Below are 303 nucleotides of genomic sequence, written 5' to 3'. Positions count from 1 at the left end.
GCCGATTTAAAGCTGGTCATGGTTTTACCCGAACCCGTGGTATGCCACACATAACCCCCGAGACGATCGGGATTATTGGCCGCGCTACCCAGTTGCTGCCAGTTGGTTTTGGCCACTTTGTCAGATATCGCATTGGCGGCGTAATACTGATAACTGCGCATTACCTTAAGCACGCCGTCGGTATCGTCCGCGACGGTATAAAAGCCAATCAACTGGTGCGCCATAGGGATAGAAAGCAGGGTAGAGGCGATGTCTTTCCAGTGGTTCATGGGCTCGTTATTAAAATCGGCCCAGTTAAATTGA

1 protein-coding gene is annotated in these 303 nt (G+C 50.8%); it reads right to left on the bottom strand.

Features of this window, described 5'->3' with window-relative positions:
- A partial coding sequence (locus ACM615_RS23940; RefSeq protein ID WP_431012633.1) for a DEAD/DEAH box helicase family protein occupies positions 1–303 on the bottom strand: 303 nt, incomplete at both ends.

Source organism: Rahnella sp. PAMC25617, assembly GCF_050606005.1.
GTDB lineage: Bacteria > Pseudomonadota > Gammaproteobacteria > Enterobacterales > Enterobacteriaceae > Rahnella > Rahnella variigena.
The sequence above is the reverse complement of the archived record's forward strand: the minus strand, read 5'-3'. Positions and strand labels throughout refer to the sequence as shown.